The following is a 20,508-nucleotide window of genomic DNA, read 5'->3' on the forward strand; positions in this document are numbered from 1 at the left end:
CCGCCCGTGCGCGGCGGCGTACGTGCAGGAAGGGTGGCGAGCCGGGTCCACCCGCATCGAGTCCGCTTCCAGGTGCACGCCTCCGCCGACACGGCGCGCGCGCAGATCCCGGCGTCCGCGGCGGCCGCGCGGCGCCGGGCGCTACGCACTGCGCGAACGCGGGTACCGGGCCTCGATCGTGACTTTTGAGCAGGTCGTCGGTGGTCACGCCCAGCCGGTCGAGCAGAAGAAGGGCCGGCTTGGATGTCGGTCATATGGCACAGAACTTGTGGCGAATTCGCTCCATAAGTGTGTCCTATCGACGGATCGAACTGCGCGGCACCGCGTTTGTCGTCGGCCGGGGCGGGAGAAGATTGCGGCGTTCGAGCTGAATACCCCGATTCGGGGCACATCACTGGAGGCCGCGCATGCGCCCCGTAATCCTGGACCTCGCCGCACACGACTACGCGATGATCGACGCGGAGGAGTACCTGCGCGCCGTGCTGGCCTGGCATTTCAGCGAGGAGACGGGTAGTCCGTACTGGCTGCGCCGCGCGCGGACGCTGGATTTCGACCCGGTCGCCGACATCCGGACGTTCGCGGATCTGCGCCGCTTTCCCAACGTCATCGACGAGTTCCGCACTGTCGCGGTCGAGGACCTGATTCCCCGCGGGCTGGAGGGCGCCGACCGCGTCATCGCGGGGGTCTTCGAGAGCGGCGGCACCACCGGTGCGCCGAAACGTTTCGTCATGTTCGACCGCTGGATGGAGTTCGCGCTCGGCTGGGACGAGCACCACTACGCCGGACTCGGCACGGTGAACACCCTGGCCGTGGCACCGAGCGGGCCGCACATGTTCGGCGAGTTCGCCGAACGCCGGGCACGCAGGCAGCACGGCGTGCGGTTCACCATCGACCTCGACCCGCGCTGGATCAAGCAGATGATCGCGCGCGGCGACACCGAGAACACCGAGCGGTACGCCGAGCACGTCGTCGACCAGGTCGCGCACATCCTCACCACCCAGTCGGTCGGCATCCTGATCGCAACGCCGCCGCTGCTGGAACGCATAGCGCGCCGCGACGACCTGGTGGAGCAGATCCGCCGGAAGATCAAGTTCATCTGCTGGAGCGGTGCGCACATGAACGCCGACACCCGCGACATCTTCCGGCAGGAGATATTTCCCGGCATCCCGCTCAAAGGGCTCTACGGCAGCACCACCATCCTCGGCATGTCCCGTGAGCGCGACGAGGAGCGCCCCGACGGGCTGCCGGTCTTCGATCCGCCGAGCCCCTACTTGGCGTTCGAGGTGGTGGACCCGGAGAGCGGCGAAGACGTCGGCTACGGCGAGCGTGGGCAGGTCGTGATGCATCATCTGACGAAATACGCTCTGCTGCCCAACAATCCGGAACGGGACCTGGCTATGAAGGTCGAGGCGCCGAAGGACGGCTTCGGCTGCTCGGTCGCCGACGTCGCACCGATGACCTCCTTCGGCGGCGCCGAAGTGATCGAGGGGGTGTACTGATGGGCGAGTTCGTGCACATCGACGCACTGGGTCCGCAGGGCAGCTATCGCGCCCGCGACCGCAAGCCGCTGACGACGTTGTCCGGAGCTGTGATCGGGGAGATCTCTCAGGTGCCGCCGCTCTACGTGCGGCGGGCGCTGACGGCGATGCGCAAGGCGCCCGTGCTGCCCGCCGCCGAGCGTTTCGCGGTGCTCGAACGGGCGGCCGGCCTGTTCACCGAAGCCGAGATCGGTGGGCTCGGACCCGACGAATACGCGCAGCTGGTCTGCGTCGCATCGGGTGTGCCGCTGGGCGTCGTACGCCAATCGGTGCAATGGGTGGCCGAGGTGCTGCGTGAGCAGCGCGCCACCCTCGAGTTGGCGATGCCGAAGGGCGCGGTGGCGGATTGGCAGGATCGGCGCACGCTCGGAGGCTGTGCCGTCTGGACGCGCAAGGGCGACCTGTTCGCCGTGCACGCGGCCGGGAACACCCCCGCCGTGCACGGCTTGTGGCCCGAGGCGCTGGCCCTCGGCTACAAGGTGGCGGTACGGCCGTCGACGCGGGAGCCCTACACCGCTTTTCGTCTGGTCAGCGCTCTGCGCATGGCCGGTTTGCCGCCGGAACTGGTGACCTTGCTGCCGACCGATTACGAGGCCGCCGACGTGCTGGTCGCGGAATCGGACTTCGCGATCGTCTACGGCGGACAGGAGGTGGTCGACAAATACGGCGGCAGTGCGCGGGTACTCACCCAGGGACCGGGGCGCTCGAAGATCCTGGTGACTTCGGACGTGGACTGGCGGGAGAAGATCACGCTGATCGCCGAGTCGGTGAGTCATCTGGGCGGCACGGCGTGCACCTGCACCACCGCGGTGCTGGTCGAGGGCGATCCGGAACCGCTGGCGCTGGCACTCGCAGCGGAGCTGGGCGCCATCCCCAGTCTGCCGCCCGAGCACCCGGACGCGATTCTCACCGTCCAGCCCACCGAATCCGCGGCGGCGATGGACCGCTATCTGCGTCGGGTGGCGGGGGAGGCGCGCCCACTGCTCGGCGGGGACACCATCGTGGACGAGGTGTCGCCCGGCGCGGCGGTGCTGCGTCCCGCCGTGCATCTCGTCGGCAGCCCCACCGCGCCGCAGCTCGGCGTGGAGCTCGCATTCCCCTGCGTGTGGGTAGGACCGTGGTCACCCGACGACGGCGTTGCCCCGCTGCGCGATTCCCTGGTTCTCACCGCGATGACCCAGCGCCGCGACCTCATCGACGCACTGTTGGACGAGCCGACGATCACCAACCTCTACCTGGGCGACAATCCGACCACGTGGCTGCGCCCAGGCGTCCCGCACGACAGCTACCTCGGCGAGTTCCTCATGCGCACCAAAGGAATGATCCGTTCGGTGCAGGCGGCGAACGGTCCGGTCGCACCCGTTCTCTAGTCCGCGACGGATTCCGGCGGTGCGATCCGGTGGTGGGCGGTCAGCAGGACATGGTCGAAGCGGGTGCGTTGCTGCACGAGCGCACCGCCCATCGCGACGACGTCGGCGACGAGCTGCTCGGCCAGGGTGCGGATCTTGACGTTGGTCTCCTGTGAGCGCCAGCGCAGCACCCGGAAGGCGTGGTCGGCGCTGACGCCGTAGACGAACATCACGACGCCCTTGGCCTGCTCGATCACCGCGCGGGCGTCGATCACGTCGGGCAGCAGGTCGTCGAGGGCTTCCTGGAGGTTGCCCTCGAGCGTCTCGGTGACGTCGATGAAGTAACCCGAGGAGCCCACCACGGTGCCCTGCTCGTCGAACAGTCGGTCACCGATGACGATCACGTCGTGGGTCTCGCCGTCGGTGTCGATGATCCGGTGGCGGGTGCAGAACGGCGTAGCGGTCTCGACGGCCTCGGCCAGCACCGCGGCGACTCGCTCGCGGTCGTCGGGGTGCTGGTGGCGCTGCAAGAGTTCGGTGGACGGCTCGGCTTCTCCCGGCGCGTAACCATGGATCGCGGCGGCGTCGTCCGACCATTCCCACCGCTGATCGGCGAACCAGAAGCGAAAGCTGCCGATGTCGGGGCAACCGCCGAGCATCTCGCGTGCAGTCTGCTGCTCGCGTTGTCCCATTTCAGTCACCCGTCCAGTATGGCTCGGCCGCAGCCCAGGTCAGGCAGGGGTACGGCGTCCTGTGGCAAGCACCTCAAAACTCGGCGATGGACCTGGGCAGGCCCGCCGTAGTGGCCGAGGCAACGATTGTCGGCGCACGATCGAAGCCGGAACCACCCATCGGAATTCCGATGTCCGAAATAGGCGATTCTATTGGCTGGCCATGGAACGGGAGAGCTAGCGTCGACAGTGTCGTCGCTGACGTTTCCGGCGCGAGATGGCAGGTCGCCCACGGGCGACAGCGCTCGGACCAGCGCGGCAGGACGCGATGATCGAACCTGACCGACCAGGTTCCGGACGACGGAGACAACTGACATGTCGAAGATCCTTTTCGTGATGACCGGCGCCGACCACTGGACCTTGGCTGATGGGACCGAGCACCCGACCGGCTTCTGGGCAGAGGAATTCGTGGTGCCCTTCGAGAAATTGAAAGGGGCGGGTCACGAGATCGTGGTGGCCACCCCCGGTGGTGTCGTTCCGAGTGTGGACAAGGGCAGCCTCGCGCCCGAGGCCAACGGCGGCCAGGAGACCGCCGACCATCGCGCGCAGGTGATCTCCACGAGCGCCGAGCTGAACAACCCCGTCGCCCTGGCGAAGGTGGACCCCGCCGACTACGCCGCGGTGTTCTATCCCGGCGGGCACGGCCCGATGGAAGATCTGGCGGTCGACGCCGATTCCGGTCGGCTGCTGAGCACCGTCCTGGCATCGGGCAAGCCGTTGGCGGTGGTGTGCCACGCGCCTGCTGCTCTGCTCGCCGCCACCGAGGGCGACGGAGCCAATACGTTCGCCGGCTACACCTTGACCGGCTTCACCAACGCCGAGGAGGCCCAAGCAGGCTTCGCGGACAAGGCCGAATGGCTGCTCCAGGATCGGCTCGTCGCGATCGGCGCGGACTTCCGCGAGGCCGATCCGTGGACCCCGAACGTAGTGGTGGACCGTACGCTGATCACCGGCCAGAACCCGGCTTCCTCGGCAGGTGTGGCCGACGAACTGCTGAAGAAGCTCTAGCCACGCGTCGGCGTCTCAGGGGCGGTGATACTCCGCCGGCAGCTGGTAGCCGCGCTCGGCCAGCAGGGTGCGCAGCACGTCCGGCCGGTTGGTGATGAGGCCGTCCACGCCGATGTCGAGCAGCGCGGCCATGGTCGGGCGGTCGTCGACCGTCCATGGCACCACGCGCATGCCGTCGCGGTGTGCGGCGCGTACGAGGTCGACGGTGGTGAAAGGCTGGTAACCGGGGTCGGTGACGGCGCCGTTCTGTGGGCTGCCGTGCACCGGCGAGACCGCGGCGGCGCCGATGGACGCGGCGGCGCCGACGTACTTCTCTTGCAACGATCCGGGGAAGTCATCGATGTCCATGCCGCCCAGCCACGGCGATCCACCGGGTGCTCCGGCTTGCAATTTCGGCTGGCCGTCGGTCAAGGCGATGATCGGGAGTTCGGGCGCCACCTCCCGGATACGCGTCAGCGTGCCGAAGTCGAAACTCTGCACGGTGACCTGGCGTTCGATTCCGGCCCGGCGGATCTCCGCGACCACGCCGTCCACGAACTGTTCGCGCGGGGCGGTCTGCTCCGGGGCGGCGGCCTCGACCTTGGTCTCGATATTCAGCGTCACCTGATCGGCGCGGTAGGCCCGCACCAGGTCGAACACTTCGGCCAGTAGCGGCATTCGCGCTCCCGGCGCCCTCCGCTGCCCGGGGTGATCCGCCGATGGCACGGAGCCGCAATCGATCGTCTGTACCTGGGCCAGAGTCAGATCCCGGATGTAGGTGGTCGCGGGCACATAGGGAAACTTCGGGTCGCCGGGAACGGCGGGCGCCGTGTCGACGCACTTCGCCGGACTCGGATCTCGATCGTGGGTGACCACCGCGTATCCGTCGGCGGTGATCTGCACGTCCAATTCCAGGGTGCTCACCCCGAGTTCCAACGCGTTCGCGAAGGCAGGCAGCGTATTCTCCGCGACCAGCCCCAGCCCACCCCGATGAGCTTGCAGATCGAACGCGGCCGGACCACCGGCCGACACCGGATTCGCTCCGGCCGCCAGGCCGCAGGCCGCAAGAAGCCCCACCACCGCACTCACCGCGCACAATCGCCGCACCGTGTCATCCTGCCGGTGGGCGGCCACCTGCGGGTGAAAATGCGGTGAACGGAGTTGTGCGGTTCGAATCGAGCACCGGCCGAGCCCTTGCCGTGGAACGTCGAAAATCCTTGCGGCTCAACGGCGTCTGTGTGTCGATCGGTCGCGTGTGAGCGGGTCGTGACGTGAGTCGGCCCAGTGAACGATCGGCTGCCGCCCCCTCGCATTGATGCGATTGAACGCGTGCCCGTTCCCGTCTTCGTTCCGGGCTTGACCTTGCCCCAGGGGCAGGGTTCGACGATGGTCCGCATGAACAACGACAACGCGCTGCACACCGTCGAAGCTCGGATCCGCGAGCAGGCCGCCGCCTACTGCGAGGCCAACAATGTCCCTGGCTTCGTCGCCGGTATCCACCACGCAGGCGAGCAGATCACTGTCGCCCACGGCACGGCGAACGTCGCCACCGGCGCACCGATGCTCGAAGACACCGGTTTCCTCTTCGGCTCCGTGACCAAGGTCCTGACCACCACGCTGGTCCTCCAGCAGGTCGAGCGCGGACTCCTCGACCTGGACACGCCGGTGGTGCGGTATCTGCCCGAATTCGCCCTGACCGTGCCGGGGGCGGCGGACAAAATCCTGGTCCGGCACCTGATCTCGCACACCAACGGCATCGACGCGGACCTGTTCTTCCCCGACGCCGGAGGCCGCGACGCCCTGAAGACCTACGTCGAGGGGCTCGCCGAGAGCGGCGGCACCCTGTTCGAACCCGGTGAGCAGCTCAGCTACTCCAACGGCGGCATGATCGTCGCGGGCCGCCTGCTGGAAGTCGTCACCGGCCTGCCCTTCCCCGAACTGCTCGAACGCGACGTCTACGCCCCCGTCGGCATGACACACTCGAGCACTTCCGCCGAGCAGGCCATCCTGCGCAGCACCGCTGTCGGGCACTTCCTGAACCCGGACAGCATGGCGGCCGAGCCCACCGGCATGTTCACGCTGCCCGACACCTGGGGGCCGGCCGGCGGCACGCCGATCGGCACCGTCGCCGACCTGCTCGCCTTCGGCCGCACCCACCTCGCGGGCGGTGTGTCCCCTTCCGGCACACGCGTTCTGTCGGCCGAGTCGACCGCGCTGATGCAGCAGGTCGCCTACGACATGGCCACCCCGAACGTCCCGCCGATGGGCCTGGGCTGGGTGCGCTACCCGTTCGGCGACACGACGGTCCTGGCCATGTCGGGCGCCTCACCCGGCGGGGTGTCCATCCTGTGCGTCGTGCCCGAACACGACTTGGTGTTCACTGCCTTCGGTAACACCCCGGACGCCATCATGCTGCAGGACCAGCTCCTGCAACGGCTGCTGCGCGAGCACCTCGGCGTCCGGATCCCTCCGCTGGTGAGCGCATCGGCGCAGGAAGTCGATCTCACCCCCTATGTGGGCACGTATCGTTCCGATCAGCTGCGCATCGACGTCAGCGTCGTCGAAGGTCAGCTCGAGGAGCGGGTGACCTACGAACCGGCGGACGAATCGCAGGAGCGCATCTTCACCGCGTTCGCCGGTGGCGCGACCTCCGCCCCGCCGCAGCGCTATGTGCCGATCCGGCCGGGCCTCTTCGCGCCCGCCGGATACCCACTCGAGACGTTCGACGGATACCTGCGACTGCTGCTGGTCTCCTACCACGACGTCCGCGACGGCCGGGCGCGCTTCCGCAACGGCGGCGGCCGCCTGACCCGGCGCGCCTGACCGTTCCCGATGACTGACCGGCGAGTGGAAGGATGTTCGCCATGATCACGATCGGCAAACTCGCGGACTACGCCGGAGTGACCATCAAAGCCATCCGCCACTATCACGAGCGCGGTCTGCTCGTCGAGCCCGACCGCGACTCGTCCGGCTACCGGCGCTACACCGCCCGCGATGCCGTCGACCTCGTCAAGATCAGGACGCTGGCCGAGGCGGGCGTGCCGCTGGCCCGCATCAAGGACCTCCTCGACGCGGATCCGGACGCGCTCACCGCGGCCATCGCCGAGATCGACCGCACTCTCCGAGACCGCATCGCGCAGCTGCGGCGAACCCGCGGACAACTCGCCCAGCTGCGCGGCGGCGACCAGCTCTTCGTCTCTCCGGAGGCCGCCGCCTATCTCGACGATCTGCGCGCACTCGGCATCAGCGAGCGCCATATCCGCCTGGAACGCGACGGCTGGATCCTCATGCAGACAGCCTCACCCGAGGACGCTGCCGTGTGGATCGCCGAAAAGCGCGAACTCATCGCGGATCCCGAGTTTTGCGCCCTCTACCTCGAACACGACGCCGCCTACGACTGGTCACCGGACGATCCCCGCCTCCCCGCGCTCGCGGACCGAACGCGGATCTGGTTCGCCGCTCACCAGAGCCGATCCGAAATCCGCCCGGTCGCCAACCCGGCGATCGCCCGGCTGGCCGCGCAGTCGCAGCCCGGCGCCTCGTCTCCAGCGTGGGACCGCCTCGCCCAACTCATGAGGCCGTGATCGACCTGCCCGGGTCGGGGCCGTGAGTCAGGGGCGGTCGATGCGTTCGAGGGCGAAGCGGGCCAGATTGGTGGAGATGATCTCCGGTTGTCCGCCGGATTGTTTCGCCGCGGCGGTGAGCACGTCGATGTGGTGGTAGCCGGGGGCTGTCACGGTCTCGCCGCGACCACGCCATCCGGCCGCGACGACGACTCCGGCACCGCCGATCAGGTTGATGGTCGGATTGGCGAGTATGCCGCCGGGGTGGCTGCGGTGACGAGCGAGCTCGGGCGCCTGCGACTGGAAGACGTCGAACGCGAGTTTCATCGGGAAATACCACTCGGTGAAGTCCAGCGGTTGCGCTGCCAGGCTGCGCGAGAGGTCCGCGATATCGGTTACCTCGTACGTCGGGTCGGTGAACGGAGCGCCGTGCCGGTCGGAAGCGCGTGTGGCCGCGCTTGTTTCGTCGTAGTCGCGCCAGGTGTAGAGGGGGCCGTGCAGCTGATCCGGGATCGCCTTGCGGTCCGGACCGAACAACATACCGGTGAGCCCGCGCAGCGCCGGAACCGCGGCGACATCGCCGGGGACCGGGAAGTCCTTGTCCACTACCGTCCCGCCGTCGAAGAAGCCGAATCCGGCTTGCAGCAGCGCCAGCGGCTGGGAGTTGGCGTCCAGGAACGCGCCGAGGGCGGCGGCGTTGGTGATCCGGAAATCACGCACCGAGGGCGAGCCGGTCGCGGCGGCAGCCACATCCCGCGACAGCAAGACCCGGTAGGTGGCTTCCTGATTGAGACTGCTCGGAACGTAATGCGCGAGTTCGGATTCGGCGTCCGGCGCGAGATAGGCGGCCAGCCCCGCGATCCCGAGCAGGTTCATCGTCTCCGGGTTGATGACCGCGGGCAGCGCCAGCACGCGTGGCATCGCACCTGCCTCGAGCGCGGCCTCGATCGCGGCTGAGCCGATGCCACCGACGGACAGGTCGATGATGTCCGGGATGCCGTTGAGCGCGGACAGCGAGGTGTCGATCGAGGAGTCGAGGGCGAAATAGCCGGCGCACTGGTCGGCGCCCGCGGCGCCGCCGAAATCCCATTCGGCGAAGAATCCGGTGAGGACTCCGCCCAGGGAATGGCCACCGCACAGTACTTTTCGCTTCCGCACCTGCGGATCCGGCAGTTCGGCGGTGAGCAGGTCGTATTGGTCCTGAACGGTCTGCGCGACACCGAGATGACCGAGCCACCCGAGCTGGTCGTTCGGCACCACACCGCCGAATCGGCGGCCCTCGACCTCGGCGCCGCGGTAGTAGTAGTCGACCGCGAGGCGCACGTCGCCCGATGCCAAACCGGCCTGCATGCCGAGATGGTCTTCCAGGCAGTTGGAGCGGCGGTCCAGCGCCCAGAACTCGAGGTGCCTGCCCTGTTTCGCCGCCTCGGCGACGGTATTGCGGGCGACACTGTCGAACGCGCCCGCCCCTTCGAAAATCCCCGGTTGCGCCACCAGAACGGCGTCCGCGTCCGCCGAACTCGCCGGGCCCGCGATATCCCGGTAGCGCAGATACGACAGCCGGTCACAGGCGGCCGGATGCGGTCCCACCGAATTAGGCAGCGGAATATGAACGCTCACCACGGATTCGGCCACCGAAGTGATCGGCGAGGAAGAAACCACCGCGGTCTCGGTACGTTCCGTACCAATGGGCTGCGCCGCCGCGCTCGGCATCGCGGCCGCGACGACCAGCGCGGTGGCCAGCGTGCCGGATTTCAGGAACCGGAGAACACCCGCACGATGTCTCACGAACCGACCTCGGCTCGCCAACGATTGTGTCGACATCGACGACCTCTCGTCACGACAGCAAAGCAGCTGTATCGCGGAACATTTCCGCACCGGTGCGATGAAACGTAAATCCGCCTCCATCGGCTGTCAACGCCGAATCGGGGGCTTACGAAACATCCCGAAGCCCAGCGGATGTGGCCCGTGGCACAACCCATGCGGTGACGCCCGGAAGCTGCCGGGGTCGTTACCGAGGACATCGGTGACGCCATGTCGCGTCCCGCAGGGGTAAAGCGCTGTCGCCGCCCCGGTTCGACGTCACGGATGGATGAACTCTTGACCGGTGTCATCAACGCCTGCGCGCTCGCCGAGCTGCCGGGACGCTTGCTCTCGGCACTGGCCCCACGGTCGGCAACACCCTGTCGCCCGGGTTCGATCGCGCAGGCGGGCTGCATGGACGCCGATGGGGTCACACCCGCGCGGGCGCGGTGATGTCGGGTTTCGCCAACCAGGTGAGGGCGAGGTCGGCGAGGTCGCGCCATCCGGTGTCGATGGTGAGCGAGTGACCGCGGTCGGGCGGTGCGAGCGCGCGGACGGCCCCGGTCAGGGGACGAGCACGAAACGACCGCGCACCCCGCCCTTGGCCGCGGCCCGATGGGCGTCACCGACCTGGTCGAGCGGTAAAGCCGAGTGAATTCGGGCCGGCAGCTCACCGGACGCGGTGCGAGCGAGCAGATCGCCCAATCGAGGTCCGTCGGGGTGGGCGACCACGGCGTGCACGGTGATCCCGCGCTCCGTGGCCGGCTCGGCGTTCGGCCGCACGCCGACGAATACCCCACCGTCGCGGACCAGGGCGAGGCCCCGCTCCTGCAGCGCGGCGCCGTCGGCGACCGCGTCCCAGCCCGGCTCGGCATGCGCGATGAAGTCGGCGCGGAGGCCGCGGACGAACTGCTCGTCCTCGGGTCTGGCCAGGCCGGTCACCTGCCAGCCGCGGCCGGGTGCGAGCGCGGCGACGTATCCGCCGACCGCGCCCGCCGCACCGGTCACCAACAGCCGATTGCCGTCGCCGGGTGCGTCGCCGAGCAGGTCGAGGATTTGAGCCGCGGCCAGCCCGTTGAGCGGCACCGTGGAGGCCGCGACCAGATCCAGGCCGTCGGGCACGACGGCGAGATCGGTGGCCGGCACGACGAGTTGCTCGGCGTAAGTGCCGAAGTCACGGTCGAAGCCGTCCACCAGCCCGGCGACCCGGGTGCCGACGGCCACGTCCACCTCGGAACCGGTAGCGACGATGATGCCGGCGAAGTCCCAGCCCAGGCCCGTGTGCTCGGGCTGATCGATCAGCCCCATGGCGTGGAAGACGCCGCCCGCGACCGCGAGGTCGACGGGATTGACCGCCGCGGCGGCGATCTCGACCCGGACCTCGCCCGGCCCGGGCTCGACGAGGGGAACGTCGAGGATCTCGATCGAATCGGGTCCGCCCGGGGTGCGGACGACGGCGGTGCGGAAGGTGGACGTGCTCATGGTTCGTTCTCCTCGTGGCTCGAATCCGGTGGTTATCTCAGATCACTATCGGTGGGTAACTCTCCATCGGGAAGTACACACCTGGAAGTACGTTGGTCACCGTGGGGGACGTCGACGGCTTGTCCTGAGCGACCGATTGCATCCTGAGATCAGTCCGGGTAGGTTCCTAACCGATTGCAAATTGCAATCAGAAAGGGTTCCCATGGCACAGTTGGTCCGCGTCCAGAACTTCACCGTGTCCAGCGATGGATACGGCTCGGGGGAGGGGCAAACCCTCGATCGCCCGTTCGGTCACGCCGATCCGAGTCCGCTCTTCTCCTGGGCGGGCGCCACCGCTCACTGGCCCAATCGGACCGACCCCGGGGGAACGTACGGCCTCGACGACTACTGCACTCGCGACTTCGCCAACAATATCGGCGCAGAAATAATGGGCCGCAACAAATTCGGTCCGCAGCGCGGCCCATGGGAGAACTACGACTGGCAGGGATGGTGGGGGGACGAACCGCCGTTCCATACCCCGGTATTCGTCCTTACACATCATGAGCGGCCCTCGATTACTCTGGGGGACACCACGTTCCATTTTCTCGAGGAATCGCCGAAGGATGCGCTGGCGCAGGCGTTCGTGGCCGCCGAGGGCAAGGATGTGCGGATCGGCGGCGGTGTCGCCACGGTCCGGGAGTTTCTCGAGGCCGACCTGATCGATACGCTGCATATCGTCGTCGCGCCGGTCGAACTCGGTCGCGGGGAACGGCTGTGGACGAGTCCTGACGAACTCACCGACCGTTTCCATTTGGAGCAGATCCCGAGTCCGAGCGGGGTGGTGCATCACTTCTTCTGGCGTAGGTGACCCGATCCGGTGCACTGTCTCGGCGCCGGCCACGCGCGCTTGCTCTCCACCGCCCACGCGGTCATCAACTTCCGGTCCGCGAGGCTCTGCGGCTTTCTGACCTTGTTCCGAACCTCGGGGTTAGTAACCGGATCTTGAAGTGCGGTCTTGTCCGAGGCTGTCGCCAGCAGGCAGCATCGAGTCCGGCGCCGAACCGATCCCGCATCTAGACCCTGAGGAAACACAATCATGTCTCGAACAGCTAGTTCGGTGACGGTCATCGGGCTCGGCCCGATGGGACAGGCGATGGTCGAGTCATTGCGCGCGTCGGGCCGCGCGGTCACCGTCTGGAACCGCAACCCGGAAAAGGCCACCGCCATGTTGGTATTCGGCGCTGCCCGTGCGCATACCGTTGCGCAAGCTTTGGATTCCGGCGAAGTGATCGTAATCAGCCTGACCGACTATGCCGCCATGTACGACGTGCTCGAGTCTGCCGCCGACCACTTGCCGGGCAAGACGATAGTCAACCTCTCGTCGGATTCGCCGGAAGAGACACGCGCGGCGGGGGCATGGGTGCGTGCACGAGGTGGTCGCTTCCTCGCCGGCGGAGTCATGGCCGACAGCGCGGGCGTCGGAGGTGAGAACGCCTACATCTTCTACAGCGGCCACCGTGAAGTGTTCGATTCATGCGTCGAGACACTCCGCCCGCTCGGCCGTCCCGAGTACCTCGGTGGGGACGATGGGATCGCGCAGCTGTACTACCAGGCTGTCCTGACCATGTTCCTTTCCGGAGTGCTCGCGTTCGAGCAAGCACTGGCCATGATCGACCGTTCAGGCGAGCCGATCGAGCGATTCCTGTCCTACGCGCAACAATCGATGGGCGATGTGACGGAGTTGTATACCGCGGTGGCGGCCATGGCCACCGCCACCGGCGGGTGGCGTGATGTGGGCCATCTGCGCATGATGGCGGCGGGCGCCCAGCACGTGGTCGAGACCGCCGCGGCCGCCGGAGTCAGCACAGGCCTGGCGCGTGCGGTGCAGGCCCACTGGCTCGAGGCCTTGGCCGAGAGCGAGCGGACCGGTGTGCCGGTATCGACTTTTCAACTGCTTCGAGGCGCTGCGGCATGACCGTTTCCGCGCACGGTCACGGCACTGGAATTCGGAGCGATTCGAGCACCCGGGTGGTGTCGGCGCCCGAGTCGGGGACGGGTCCGATCGGTGTGCGGGATGTCGGCTCCGAGACCGGAATCGACCCGGTGCCGGAGTCGACGAACCAGGTGTCGCCGCGCTGGAGCGTCGGCGGAATCGGATCGGATGTGAGGGTGGCGGCGACGATGTCGGTCATCGAGATGTCCCACAACACTCCGGATCCATCGGCCGGCGCCGACATGGCGAGCGCGGCGGCGGTGAGACCGGTGAGCGGATCGGCGATGGCGTCGCCGACGAATACGGGCGTTCGCGCACTGTCGTAGGCGACCAGACCGGCGGCCGCGGCGACGTCGTCCCCGAAACCGACGCGGTTCGAACTCCGGCCCGCGGCGGTGATCGACACCCAGACCGCCCCGCGTGCGGCCGCTGCGTCGGCGTCGAGTCCGAAACCGGCCAGCGCGCGGGGACGGGACGCTTCGATGACGATGTCGGCGGCCTCGACGAGGGCGCGCAGGGCCCGCCGCCCGGCCGGGTCGGTGGGATCGAGGACGACCGATTCGTGCCCGTGGTGCAAAAGGGCGTAGAAAGCCGGGTTTCCGCGCCGCGCGCCGTCGGGCCGGTTCGGAGTCTCGACCTTGATCACGCGCGCGCCCGCCAGACCCAGGAGATGCGCGCACAGCGGACCCGCCCACAAAGAGCTGAAGTCGACGACCAGGAGTCCTTCGACCGACCTCGGCGCCAACGGCACAGGACAGTCCGCGCTTTCGCCGTGCCGCACCGGCCCCGCCGCGACGCCGAGCATTTCCGCGCGCTCCGCGAGTTCGGCGCCACGGTGGCTGCGCATCCAGTCGGCGACCGCGGGCCACGGGTTCGCGGTGTCGATCGTTTCACCGATCAGCGCGCCGAGCAGGAGTGGATCGTCGGGACGGGCACAGGAGACCGCGGCCCAGCCGTCGGTGGTGGGGAGCAACCGGCAGTGGCCGCCCGCCGACACCGGTCCGCGGCGGTGCAGATCGTTGAGTGCCGCGCGTTCGGCCAGCAGGCGCGCACCGTCGACGGCGACCGCAGGCCCGGCGACGGCGGCGATCCACGACGTCAGCGCGCGGGCACGGCTGGCGGCCCGCCCTGGTGGCACCAGCAGCGGTCCGTCCGGATGGCCGGTCAACGCGACCACTCCGCTCTCGGCCCAGTCCACGGCGGGCGGACCGGCCGTCGATGGCGTCGTCGGGTGCACTCGCTCGATCCTAGGACCGTCGGCCATCCGGCCGGTGTGGCGATCGTGCCTCCTGAAGGCAGTCGGCCGATATCACGACTGTGCGGCCAGGGAGTCCGGCATACATCGCGCGGACGGCGTGTCACTATTGCGGCGTGAGTCGTGACGCGACCGATCTGGCCCCGGATGCCCTGGAACTGGAGATCAGCCCGGACGGTACGCCGGAGAACCCGATACTGGTCGTTCCTCTCGACGCGTGGGCGGGCGAAGCACCCGAACGAATCGAGCGGATGGCCGAATCGCTGGCCGGTTCGCTGCGGCTGACCATCGGGGTATTGCGTGCGCCGTCGACTCCGAGCCTGGCGCCGCTGTTGCACGCGACCACGCTGACCCTGGCCGAAACCGCCGACTCTCCGGCGCCGGTCATCAACTGTCCCGATCCTGAGGCCGCACTGGAGCACCTGAATGAAGCGGTGCGGCGGAATCCGCGGGCGAGTGTCGCGCTCGGCTGCCTGCTGCGGCAGACGACGGTGCCGGATACGGCCGCGGGACTGGCCTCCGAGGCCGCGGTTTACTCGATGCTGCTGGCCGGCAGCGAATTCCAACGGTGGCTCGCCGCACGGGGTGGGCCGAAGCCAGTGGCCTTTCCCGACCGCCCGCTGGTGCGTCTGGATCGCGACGGCGAGTTGCTGTCGGTGGTGCTCGACCATCCGGAGCGGCGTAACGCGCTGAGTTTCCGCCTGCGCGAGGAACTTCTGGAGGCCGTCCGGCTCGCCGAACTGGATCCCGGTATCGGCCGGGTGCTGCTGCGCGGCTCCGGGCCGGTGTTCTGCAGCGGTGGCGATCTCGACGAGTTCGGCACCGCCGCCGACGTGGTGGCCGCGTATCTGGTGCGTCTCGAACGCGCGCCGTGGCGGATCATCGACCGACTGCGCGATCGGGTCTCGGCCCACGTCCAAGGTGCGTGTATCGGGGCGGGCATCGAGATGGCGGCGTTCGCCGGGCGGCTGGTCGCGACGCCGGAGACGTTCTTCCGGCTGCCCGAGATCGAGATGGGGTTGGTGCCGGGGGCGGGCGGTACCGTCAGCATCCCGCGCCGGGTCGGGCGGTGGCGCGCGGCGTGGATGATGCTGACCGGCGATCGCATCGATACGGCTACCGCGTTGCGCTGGAAGCTGATCGACGCCGTGGAGGACATCTCCGCCCCGTAGTTTCGCGCCCGAGGTGATCGCCGCCGCCGTACCGGGACGCGCCGCCGAACCGGCAGATCCGGCGCAGGGCAGCGTGCACATGTGCTTCCATCGGCTCGGTCCGGTGCTGGCTCGCCGGATGCTGTTGCCCGGCGACGTCATCGAAGCCCTCGCCGTGGAACGGCTCGGGTCTTCACCGAGACCTGTGTCACCGCGCGTGCGCGTCATCTGGTCGAGAAACGGCGAAGATGCCCGCCGCCGGCTTCGTCATCGCGAAGGAGGCGTTCCGGCCGGCGAGCACCGCCAGGCGGCGTCTGGAACGTACGTCGCCCCGAGGGCGGGACAGCGACGCGTCGAGATCGCGGTGCGTTGCGGTCCTCGACGGTGTGGCGGACCGTCTCGGCGGTGGGCAGTTTCGGCCCCACGGGGCGGGCGCTCGGCGGAGCACCCGCCCGTCCGTGGGCTACCCGTTGTACTCGCTGACGACGTCGAGAACCCAGACGACGCCGAAGCGGTCCTTCAGCATCCCGTAGGCGGGTGCCCAGTTCGCCGGGCCGATCGGAACCACGATGGTCGCGCCGTCGGAGAGCTTCTCCCAGTAGCCGGTGACTTCCTCGACGGTGTCGCCGCGCACCGAGACGAAGAAGGAGTTCTCGCCCTGGTCGTAGGTCATCGTGGAAGGAACGTCATAGGCCATGACGTGGAAGCCGTTGTCGGCGGCGACTTGACCCCACATCACCTGGTCGGCCTCGGCCGGTTCCTGGACGTTTCCGGCGTCCTTGTAGGTGACAGCGGCGAGGGCGCCACCGAATACGGCCCGGTAGAACGCCAGCGCCGCGCGGGCGTCGCCCCGGAAGTTCAGGTGGGTCGTGGATTTGACGGACATGATCTGCGTGTCACCTTTCGACGTGCTTGCTGCTGAGGCCCGGTGGTCCGGGCACGAGACCAACGGTCGCAGGGGTAGCGGTCAGGTTGTGTCCGCTTCTCCGGGCAATATGGAAGTCATGCCGAAGACCTCAGCACGATTGCTGGCGCTGCTCTCATTGCTGCAGGCACGCCGGGACTGGCCGGGAGCGCTGCTGGCCGAGCGGCTGGACATCAGCCCGCGCACCGTGCGCCGCGACGTCGACCGCCTGCGCGAGCTCGGCTATCCGATCGTGGCGGTCAAAGGTCCGGACGGGGGATACCGGCTCGACGCGGGCACGCAACTGCCTCCGCTGCTGTTCGACGACGAGCAGGCCGTCGCCCTCGCCCTCGCACTCCAGGTCGCCGCCGGTACCGGAGCCGGGATCGCCGAAGCCGCGGCGCGTGCGCTGACCACCGTCCGGCAGGTCATGCCAGCGCGGCTGCGCCGCCGCATCGACACCCTCCAGGTCACCGCCGTCGAACGGCCCACGACCCGGCCGGAAACGCCGGTCGGCAGCGGTGTGCTGATGACGTTGAGCGCTGCGGTACACGCCGCCGAGGTACTGCGCTTCGACTACATCTCGGGGGACGACCGCAGTGTGCTTGCCCCGCCGCGGCGGGTGCAGCCTCATCACCTTGTCAGCTGGGACGGGCACTGGTACCTCGTGGCTTGGGATCTCGACCGCGACGACTGGCGCGTCTTCCGTGCCGACAAGATCACCCCGCGCACGCCCACAGGGCCTCGCTTCACGCCGCGTGAGGTCCCCGGTGGTGACGTAGCGGCGTTCGTGACCAGCAGGTTCCGTGGTTCCGACGGCGTGGGCGACTGGCCGTGCCTCGGCCGGGTCATCCTCGACCTCCCTGCCGCCATGGTGTCGCCGTACGTTCGCGACGGAGTCGTCGAGGAACTCGGACCGGACCGCTGCCGACTCGTCCTCGGCTCGTGGTCATGGCCGGGACTGGCCACCGCCATCGGCAGGTTCGACGCCGCCATCGAGGTCATCGGACCCCCCGAACTCAAAGCCGCCTTCGCCCACCTGGCCCGCCGCTACGCCGACGCCGCCACCGACGAACCTACAGGCGGCGAGTGACGTGCACGTCGCTCGCGTATCCGGCGAATGAGCTGCCTTCGGCCCGACCTACCGCCCGTCGACAATGCCGACGCGCCACACCGCCGCTGCCCGATCGCGGCTCCGTACCGATTGCGTGTTTCGCTACAGCGGAGTTCGCTGCGAACCACGAATCCATCCCCGCTGCACCTGCTGTCGGTGTCGAGATCGAATCGAACCAAGGCGCGGCATCTTTCCTGGGCGAAGGCGATCCAGCCCGGCGAGGTGTTCCACGTCAGGTGCCGCACCCCACCCTGTGCCGCGCTCCGCCGACGCACCCGCCCGTGGTGGCTTATTGTTCAGGTATGTGGCTGTATGCCGTGTGGGGGTGCCTCGGCGCAGCCGTCAACTGTGGAGTGGTATTCGTCGAGGCCACCAGAAGGGTCAAGGGCTGGCCTTGGGTTTGGCCCCATGGGCCGGGCGGCGGCCCTTACGCCGCATCGGTTCTCGTGCAGCTCGGCGTCGGCGCCGCTACCGCTTCTGTTGTGCTCGACAGTGGGCTGGTCGTCGCAAACGCGCTGGTGGCCTTCGGAGTCGGATCGGCTACTCCCGTTGTCGTGAAGAAGGTCAGCCGGTACGTGCAGTCACTCTTACCCGGAGAGGAAGACCCGAACAACAAGGAGTTGACGCCATGAGCCGGCGGCACTTCGGTCGCCGGTTCCTGGCGGCGCTGGCCGGATCGACACCCGCATTCGCCGTGATCCCGACCGAGGAAAATCGCGGCAACGGTCGCCGGTTCTTGGCGGCGCTGGCCGGGTCGACACCCGCGTTCACTCCGACCCGTCCTGACGTGTATCGAACGAGCGCCGACACCCCGCGCTCAGCTCGCGGCACTGATAGCGCGCGGACTCGCGTCGACACGGATTTGCCCGACGCGAACCCATCCCGCGTGTACCTGACCCGCGCACGGCTGTATATCGCCGGCCTATCCGGCGCGCCCGCGCACCTGCGCGGTGTGAACTTGTCCGGCATAGACCTGGCCGGCGTGAACCTGGCCGGCGCGGATCTGGCACGAGCATTCCTGGGCCGGGCGAATCTGAGGGGTGCGAACCTGTTCGGCGCCAGCCTGTTCGGCGCGAGCCTGCGCGACGCGGACCTGCGCGACGCGAACCTGCGCGACGCGAATCTGAGCGATGCGAACCTCAACAGCGCGGACCTGCGCGGCGCGGACCTGAGCGGCGCGAACCTGAACAGCGCGCTCCTGCACGACGCGCTTCTGCACGACGCCCTCTTGAACGAGGCGGACCTGCGCGGAGCGAACTTGCGCGGAGCGAACTTGCGCGGGGCAGACCTGGGCGATGCGAACCTGAACGACGTGGACCTGCGTGACGCGAACCTGAGCGGTACGTACCTGCCGCAGTTGCACAGGATCACAGAGTTGACGTGGTCGAGCGGAACAAGCTGGGGCCGCGATACCGCCGAGATTCGCGCGCATTCGATCGAGCAGAGCGCCGGGGTCTACATCTTGAATCCCCCTACTGGACAGCAGGCGGGCACTCTCGCGGACCACGCCGCATGGTGAGGATCGAGCCGCGCTGAAAGTGTTTCATCGCATCTCGGACGCTGCGTAGACGCGCGTCCTCTGATCGAGCCGTTCTCGGGTCGGAATCCGGTCAACGATCTGACCTCCCGATGAGCGCAACGCACCTCAGATGCCCAGCTCTATCCCGGCATCCCCAGCCCGAGTAGGGAAATCCGACGCGTCGCTGCGTTTCTCGGCAATGCGCCGGATCTGATGGGCGGGAGTATTCCGCTGTCCTGTCGAGGCCGTACTGCGAAGGGGGCGGTCCGGTAGGCGCGCTCGGACGCGTCGAGTTCAGAAACGATCCTTGGGGGGCCAGAGGTCGGCCGGTGGGATGCGGCGCGGAATCTTGTTGACATCACGTGTAGGCAAAGTGGTGGTAACCGTGTTACTGTCACGTCGCATGGACATGTGGCATGGCTCATAGCCGGTGTCTATTGTGATGCAGAGCACCCCGGTTCTGCCGGGGCGGTACAGAGGGAGAGAGTGTCATGAAGAAGCGGATCGGTGGTGTTCAGAAGCTGGGTTGCGACTTACACCGAGTTCGGTCGGCAGCGACGATCACCGCGACATCGAAGGCGGGGGCGTTCGATGCGCAGGAATGCCGACTTTCGCCGGTCGCGCATTCTCACCGACCAGATGACGCACCTTCGATATCGACCTCACGCCGGCGTGTTTGCGCGCCGCCACGCTGACCGAGCCCTCTGACACCGACGATCCGGCCGCCGCGAGCCGGAGGCGTCGAATATTCCGGCTCGACAATGCGCCTCTCTGAGGCTGTTCCTGTTCGCGGAATCTCGCAACGCCCGCATTTATCGACGAATCGTTGCGCGACAACGAAATGCGCACCAGCGATCGTGTTCATGGCATGCCCCCGACATGCCCATCATGAAGGATTTTCGATGACAGCAGTTTCGCGCCGGTCACTGTTGACCGGCGCCGCCGCGGCCGCGGCGGTAGCTCTCGGCGCGCGATCGGTCGCGTCGTCCGCCTCCGCGCGAGCGGACAGCATCCCATTGACTCGTGAAGAGCATCGGGTGGTGGTGGTGGGTTCGGGGTTCGGTGGTGGTGTCAGCGCTTTGCGCTTGGCGCGGGCGGGCGTGCCGGTGACGGTGCTCGAACGGGGACTGCGCTGGACGA

General features: G+C 68.2%; 19 protein-coding genes and 1 pseudogene. 14 read left to right on the top strand and 6 right to left on the bottom strand.

Going from position 1 to position 20,508, the window contains the following annotated elements; all coding sequences use genetic code 11:
- The first annotated feature begins 407 nt into the window (after positions 1-407).
- The gene (locus tag IU450_RS24940) at positions 408-1,499 is read left to right on the top strand and encodes an AMP-binding protein (protein ID WP_195152159.1); all 1,092 of its coding nucleotides are present in this window, start codon (positions 408-410) and stop codon (positions 1,497-1,499) included.
- Positions 1,499-2,908, top strand: a complete 1,410-nt coding sequence (locus IU450_RS24945; RefSeq protein WP_195152160.1) for an aldehyde dehydrogenase family protein — start codon at positions 1,499-1,501, stop codon at positions 2,906-2,908. Before IU450_RS24940 ends, IU450_RS24945 begins: the two co-directional genes overlap by 1 nt.
- Here the strand turns inward: IU450_RS24945 and IU450_RS24950 are convergent.
- Complete coding sequence (locus IU450_RS24950; protein ID WP_195152195.1) at positions 2,905-3,579, bottom strand: PAS and ANTAR domain-containing protein; 675 nt, start codon at positions 3,577-3,579, stop codon at positions 2,905-2,907. The two genes, IU450_RS24945 and IU450_RS24950, sit on opposite strands and share 4 nt — an antisense overlap.
- A gap of 354 nt (positions 3,580-3,933) precedes the next feature.
- Between IU450_RS24950 and IU450_RS24955 the strand changes: the two genes are divergently transcribed.
- Positions 3,934-4,626: a type 1 glutamine amidotransferase domain-containing protein gene (locus tag IU450_RS24955; RefSeq protein ID WP_195152161.1), complete on the top strand. Its 693-nt coding sequence runs from the start codon at positions 3,934-3,936 to the stop codon at positions 4,624-4,626.
- Between the two features lie 15 nt (positions 4,627-4,641).
- Here the strand turns inward: IU450_RS24955 and IU450_RS24960 are convergent, their stop codons facing one another.
- The gene (locus IU450_RS24960; RefSeq protein WP_324197808.1) at positions 4,642-5,685 is read right to left on the bottom strand and encodes a glycerophosphodiester phosphodiesterase family protein; all 1,044 of its coding nucleotides are present in this window, start codon (positions 5,683-5,685) and stop codon (positions 4,642-4,644) included.
- Positions 5,686-6,000: 315 nt separating this feature from the next.
- On the opposite strand from IU450_RS24960, the gene IU450_RS24965 reads away from it, so the two are divergent.
- Together IU450_RS24965 and IU450_RS24970 are read left to right on the top strand one after the other, a co-directional pair.
- A complete protein-coding gene (locus IU450_RS24965) occupies positions 6,001-7,428 on the top strand; it encodes a serine hydrolase domain-containing protein (RefSeq protein WP_228835037.1) in 1,428 nt (475 codons plus the stop codon).
- A 41-nt stretch (positions 7,429-7,469) separates the two neighbouring features.
- Positions 7,470-8,189 carry a MerR family transcriptional regulator gene (locus IU450_RS24970; RefSeq protein ID WP_195152162.1) on the top strand — a complete coding sequence of 240 codons (720 nt, stop codon included), beginning with the start codon at positions 7,470-7,472 and terminating at the stop codon, positions 8,187-8,189.
- Positions 8,190-8,216: 27 nt separating this feature from the next.
- Here IU450_RS24970 and IU450_RS24975 read toward each other — a convergent pair whose 3' ends face one another.
- Positions 8,217-9,956 (bottom strand): hypothetical protein, encoded by a 1,740-nt coding sequence (locus IU450_RS24975; RefSeq protein WP_324197809.1) that lies wholly within the window; start codon positions 9,954-9,956, stop codon positions 8,217-8,219.
- 312 nt (positions 9,957-10,268) lie between these two features.
- On the opposite strand from IU450_RS24975, the gene IU450_RS24980 reads away from it, so the two are divergent.
- Positions 10,269-10,424, top strand: a complete 156-nt coding sequence (locus tag IU450_RS24980) for a hypothetical protein (protein WP_195152163.1) — start codon at positions 10,269-10,271, stop codon at positions 10,422-10,424.
- Between the two features lie 111 nt (positions 10,425-10,535).
- On the opposite strand, the gene IU450_RS24985 is transcribed toward IU450_RS24980, so the two are convergent.
- Positions 10,536-11,453 carry an NADP-dependent oxidoreductase gene (locus tag IU450_RS24985; RefSeq protein ID WP_195152164.1) on the bottom strand — a complete coding sequence of 306 codons (918 nt, stop codon included), beginning with the start codon at positions 11,451-11,453 and terminating at the stop codon, positions 10,536-10,538.
- A 202-nt stretch (positions 11,454-11,655) separates the two neighbouring features.
- On the opposite strand from IU450_RS24985, the gene IU450_RS24990 reads away from it, so the two are divergent.
- Positions 11,656-12,300 carry a dihydrofolate reductase family protein gene (locus IU450_RS24990; RefSeq protein WP_195152165.1) on the top strand — a complete coding sequence of 215 codons (645 nt, stop codon included), beginning with the start codon at positions 11,656-11,658 and terminating at the stop codon, positions 12,298-12,300.
- 249 nt (positions 12,301-12,549) lie between these two features.
- A complete protein-coding gene (locus tag IU450_RS24995) occupies positions 12,550-13,407 on the top strand; it encodes an NAD(P)-dependent oxidoreductase (protein WP_324197810.1) in 858 nt (285 codons plus the stop codon).
- 16 nt (positions 13,408-13,423) lie between these two features.
- On the opposite strand, the gene IU450_RS25000 is transcribed toward IU450_RS24995, so the two are convergent.
- Positions 13,424-14,662: a CoA transferase gene (locus IU450_RS25000; RefSeq protein ID WP_324197811.1), complete on the bottom strand. Its 1,239-nt coding sequence runs from the start codon at positions 14,660-14,662 to the stop codon at positions 13,424-13,426.
- 134 nt (positions 14,663-14,796) lie between these two features.
- On the opposite strand from IU450_RS25000, the gene IU450_RS25005 reads away from it, so the two are divergent.
- Both IU450_RS25005 and IU450_RS40000 read left to right on the top strand, forming a co-directional pair.
- The gene (locus IU450_RS25005) at positions 14,797-15,852 is read left to right on the top strand and encodes an enoyl-CoA hydratase/isomerase family protein (RefSeq protein ID WP_324197812.1); all 1,056 of its coding nucleotides are present in this window, start codon (positions 14,797-14,799) and stop codon (positions 15,850-15,852) included.
- A 58-nt stretch (positions 15,853-15,910) separates the two neighbouring features.
- A pseudogene (locus IU450_RS40000) lies at positions 15,911-16,121 on the top strand (enoyl-CoA hydratase/isomerase family protein); the annotation flags it as partial.
- Positions 16,122-16,294: 173 nt separating this feature from the next.
- On the opposite strand, the gene IU450_RS25010 reads toward IU450_RS40000, so the two are convergent.
- Positions 16,295-16,717, bottom strand: coding sequence for a VOC family protein (locus IU450_RS25010; RefSeq protein ID WP_195152168.1), 423 nt, complete (start codon positions 16,715-16,717; stop codon positions 16,295-16,297).
- 118 nt (positions 16,718-16,835) lie between these two features.
- Between IU450_RS25010 and IU450_RS25015 the strand changes: the two genes are divergently transcribed.
- The 4 genes from IU450_RS25015 to IU450_RS25030 form a co-directional block, all read left to right on the top strand.
- Positions 16,836-17,828 (top strand): helix-turn-helix transcriptional regulator, encoded by a 993-nt coding sequence (locus tag IU450_RS25015; protein ID WP_195152169.1) that lies wholly within the window; start codon positions 16,836-16,838, stop codon positions 17,826-17,828.
- Between the two features lie 323 nt (positions 17,829-18,151).
- Positions 18,152-18,481 (top strand): hypothetical protein, encoded by a 330-nt coding sequence (locus IU450_RS25020; protein ID WP_195152170.1) that lies wholly within the window; start codon positions 18,152-18,154, stop codon positions 18,479-18,481.
- A 62-nt stretch (positions 18,482-18,543) separates the two neighbouring features.
- Positions 18,544-19,368, top strand: a complete 825-nt coding sequence (locus IU450_RS25025) for a pentapeptide repeat-containing protein (RefSeq protein WP_324197813.1) — start codon at positions 18,544-18,546, stop codon at positions 19,366-19,368.
- Between the two features lie 902 nt (positions 19,369-20,270).
- A partial coding sequence (locus tag IU450_RS25030) for an NAD(P)-binding protein (RefSeq protein WP_195152172.1) occupies positions 20,271-20,508 on the top strand: 238 nt, incomplete at its 3' end.

Origin of the sequence: Nocardia abscessus (assembly GCF_015477775.1) — a bacterium.
In the GTDB taxonomy this organism is placed as follows: domain Bacteria; phylum Actinomycetota; class Actinomycetes; order Mycobacteriales; family Mycobacteriaceae; genus Nocardia; species Nocardia abscessus_A.